The organism is Aquisalimonas sp. (genome assembly GCF_007120195.1).
Taxonomy (GTDB): domain Bacteria; phylum Pseudomonadota; class Gammaproteobacteria; order Nitrococcales; family Aquisalimonadaceae; genus Aquisalimonas.
This window is the reverse complement of sequence record NZ_SKOG01000033.1, coordinates 1-3,946: the sequence shown is the minus strand read 5'-3', so window position 1 is coordinate 3,946 and position 3,946 is coordinate 1. Positions and strand designations below refer to the sequence as shown.

2 protein-coding genes are annotated in these 3,946 nt (G+C 64.4%); both read left to right on the top strand.

The genetic code is table 11. The features are described 5' to 3' along the window. On the top strand, positions 1 to 2,540 hold a 2,540-nt coding region (locus QZT63_RS03045), incomplete at its 5' end, for a DEAD/DEAH box helicase (protein ID WP_290648464.1). Positions 2,541 to 2,852: 312 nt separating this feature from the next. Beyond that, a partial coding sequence (locus QZT63_RS03040) for a PAS domain S-box protein (protein ID WP_290648462.1) occupies positions 2,853 to 3,946 on the top strand: 1,094 nt, incomplete at its 3' end.

Sequence of the window (3,946 nt, the reverse complement as noted above, 5' to 3'; positions counted from 1 at the left end):
GCCGTGACTTTGCGGTCAACCGCCTGGGCACCTGCAAGCATATCGAAGCCGTCCTGCACCGGATCCGCAAGCACCCGGATTACGACGCTCTTGTCCGCAGGCAGGTCCCGCAGAGCTTTGTTTACCTACACTGGGGCGACGGCCCGTCCATACGGCTCCATCGGGGTGCTGATCTGGATGCGACGCTCGCGCAACGCTTGTCACGCTGGTTTGATACCGATGGGCGCTTTGTCGCCCGCCTGCCCGAGGACTTCTTCGCCCTGTGCAATCATCTTGGTGGCCGGGATGACTTGGATATCGGCGAGGATGCGCGCCAATACGCCCTGCGCCTGGCCAACCAGGCCGCCCATCGCCGGCGTTATGATGGCATTCGGCAGGCCATCGAGGGCAGTGCCGGCGTGCTGCCCGGGGTGAAGGCGCGACTGTATCCGTATCAGGTGGAGGGTGTCGCGTTTCTTGCAGGCAACGGCCGGGCCATGCTGGCCGATGATATGGGCTTGGGGAAAACCCTGCAGGCCATCGCCGCGGCCACGTGGCTGCGGAACAACGACAGCGTCGGGCGGACCCTCATCGTCTGCCCCGCCTCCCTCAAGCACCAGTGGGCGCAGGAGATCGGCCGTTTTAGCGATGCCAGCGTGCAGATCGTGCAGGGCGGGCTGCAGGAACGCACGGTGCAATACCGCCGGGAGGCGGATTTCCACATCATCAACTACGAACTGGTGCTGCGCGACCTTTCGGTGATCAAGCGTTTGCTGGCTCCTGACCTGCTCATACTCGATGAGGCGCAGCGCATCAAGAACTGGCGCACCAAGACGGCCGCAGCCATCAAGGACATCGACACGGCCTATGCCTTCGTCCTCTCCGGCACCCCGCTGGAGAACCGCCTGGAGGACCTCTACAGCCTGATGCAGGTAATCGATGATCAGATTCTGGGCCCGCTCTGGAAGTATCTCATCGACTTTCACGTCACCGACGACAAGGGCAAGGTGCTCGGCTACCGGAACCTGGCGGAGTTGCGCAAACGCATTGCGCCGGTGATGTTACGTCGCGGCAGAAGTACGGTGGCGAACCAGTTGCCCGAGCGCACCGAAAAGCGCCTGGACGTGCCAATGACCGAAATGCAGCAACAGGCACACGACCACGCCCTGAGCAATGCCCAGAGGCTGGCCCGCATTGCGCGCCGCAGGCCCCTGACCCCCACCGAGCAGAACCAGCTCATGGCAGCGTTGCAGACGGCGCGAATGGCCTGCAACGCCATCGGCCTGCTTGATGGTGAGACGCCTGGTTCGCCCAAGCTCGATGAGCTGAGCAGCCTGCTGGAGCAGCACTGCCAGCAGGCCGGGCGGAAGATGGTAGTCTTCAGCCAGTGGGAGCGCATGACGCGCATGGCGCAGCAGGCGGCGGAGAAGCTCGGGCTGACGGTGGTGCGTCTGCATGGCGGCGTGCCCACTGCCAGCCGCGGGGAGCTGATGCGGCGCTTCAGCGACGATGACAGCGTGCAGGTGTTCATCTCCACGGACGCCGGGGGTACGGGGCTGAACCTGCAAGCCGCATCGGTGTTGGTCAACCTTGACATGCCCTGGAACCCGGCAGTGCTTGATCAGCGCATCGCCCGGATTCATCGCCTCGGTCAACGGCGCGCGGTCTATATCGTCAATATGGTGGCCTGCCAGGGCTACGAGGGGCGGGTGCTGCAACTCGTGCAGGGCAAGCGCAGTCTGTTCGACAACGTGGTCGACCCAGAGGCAGCCGAGGATGTGGTTGGGGTCTCGCGCAAGGCGCTCGAGAGCATCCTTAGCGAGCTTGACGAAGAACCCGCCAGCGCCGCGCCGGAAGAACCCAGGGTTGACCTGAGCGTCGAAACCCCGGACGTCAGCGTGAACGCTGCCGGCGCTGAGCACGAAGTGGACGACGATCCCGTGGATGCACCCGAGGTCTCCACGGCCATCAGCCAATTACGGCTGGGCTTCGGTGACAGGCTTGAGCGCGTGGTTGGATCCGGCGGCGGCATTATCGGGGTGCTCACCCATTACCAGGATGGGGATGAAGCCACGGCGGAGGCGATCAGTTCGGCCGATCTGCCGGTAACGGTGCTTGATGTGCGCGGATTCAAGAGTCTGGAGCGCCTGGGCAGCGCCTCGCCGCTGCGCACCGCCACCGATCATGACCAGGCAGCCAGCCGGGACGCGCGCACTCCCGTCGCGCGGATGGTACAGGTGCAGGAAACCCTGGCGGCTGCCGAGTCACTGTTTCAGAGTGACCAATATCGCGCCGCCGCCGAGTTGATCGCAGCGACTCTGCGCTCCAATGCCGCGCTGCGCGGTCACCTGGCCCAGCCGCCAGCGGCTGCCGACATGACCGCCTGGCTCTATGCCGAGGCCGTCCCCCGTGGTTGGCTCGACAACGAGGAGGCGACGGCCATTCTCAAGGCTGAGGGGCTGGCAAGGTCCGTCGACTTGCCTCCGCCACTGGTGGAGCAGGCGCTCAACGAGGCGCGCGGCGCCCTGGCGCGGTCAAAGCGGTTGCTCGCTAACGGCTAGGTGTTTCCCGACCGCCGATGCCCGGGTCGCTCTGAAGTATGAGATGATCAGGATCGCCTCGAACATTGCGCCGCGTCGACCGTCACGCCGAAGCGCACTTGCGCGTCGTCCGGGGCACGTTCCAAGCAGGTTCGCTCCGCAGCGGTCCCAAGTGGCCGAGAAGCCACGGTCTGCTAAAGTTCTCCTGTGTCTACTGGGTGCTGCCTTTGGTCATGGGGATCTCTCTGTAGCCCTGAGAATGCCATGCTGAGCATCGCCGGCTCGGGTGGTTTTTCTGTGTTGATTGCCCCGCGGGGTACTGGACGACCAGCTATGGACAAGGACACGCTCCAATGGATGGGCGACATCTCTCCGCACGCCGTGGTGGTGGTAGACGTCCTGGGGACGATCATCCAGGTCAACGCCAAGACCTGTGCCCTGTTTGGCTACGATCGCAACAGACTCCTGGGGCAAGCGGTGGATATGCTTGTGCCGGTCCGCCTGCGAGAGGTTCACCGGGCCGATCGCACTGCCTTCATGAACAACCCTGGCGAACGGCCCATGGGCAAGGGGCGAGACCTCTGGGGCCGTCACCAGGAGGGCTGGGAGATCCCGCTGGAAGTCGCGCTGGTACCGGTGACGTTGCCTGAAGGGCCCGCGGTCATTGCCTCGGTCATCGACCTCTCCGTCCGCAAGGATCTGGAGAAGCGGCTGCGCGAGGAGCGGGACGAGGTCACGGTGACTCTCTATAGCATTGGCGATGCGGTCATCACGACAGGTACCGACGGACGCGTCCAGCGCCTCAATCCCGTCGCGGCACGGCTGACGGGGTGGAGCGAGAAAGAGGCGGTCGGTCGGCAGCTCAGCGAGGTGTTCCGGATTATCAACGAGGAAACCCGTGAGCCGGCGGATGATCCTGTGCGTCGATGCCTGCGTGAGGGCCATGTCGTCGAGCTTGCCGATCACACGCTTTTGATCGCTCGCGATGGCACTGAGTTCGGCATTGAGGACTCGGCCGCGCCGATTCCCCGGGACGACCACACATTTTCCGGCGCCGTGCTCGTCTTCCGGGATGTCACCGCGCAACGTCTGGCGAACCAACAGCTCCAGTTCCTGGCGCAACGTGATCCGCTGACCACGCTCTACAATCGGCATTCTTTCGAGCAGCACCTGGATGCCGCCTACCATCGCGCCTCCCGCGGGGCTGAGCGGCATGCGCTGATCTACATCGATCTGGATCAGTTCAAGCTGGTCAATGACACGGCCGGGCACCAGGTCGGCGATCAGCTGCTGGTCGCCGTCGCGCGCTATCTCCATGGTCGTGTGCGCGCTGGCGATGTGCTGGCCCGCATGGGTGGCGACGAGTTCGCCCTGCTCGCCAGTGACATTGATGAGGACTCGGCCCTGGCCCTGGCCAAGGACATTGT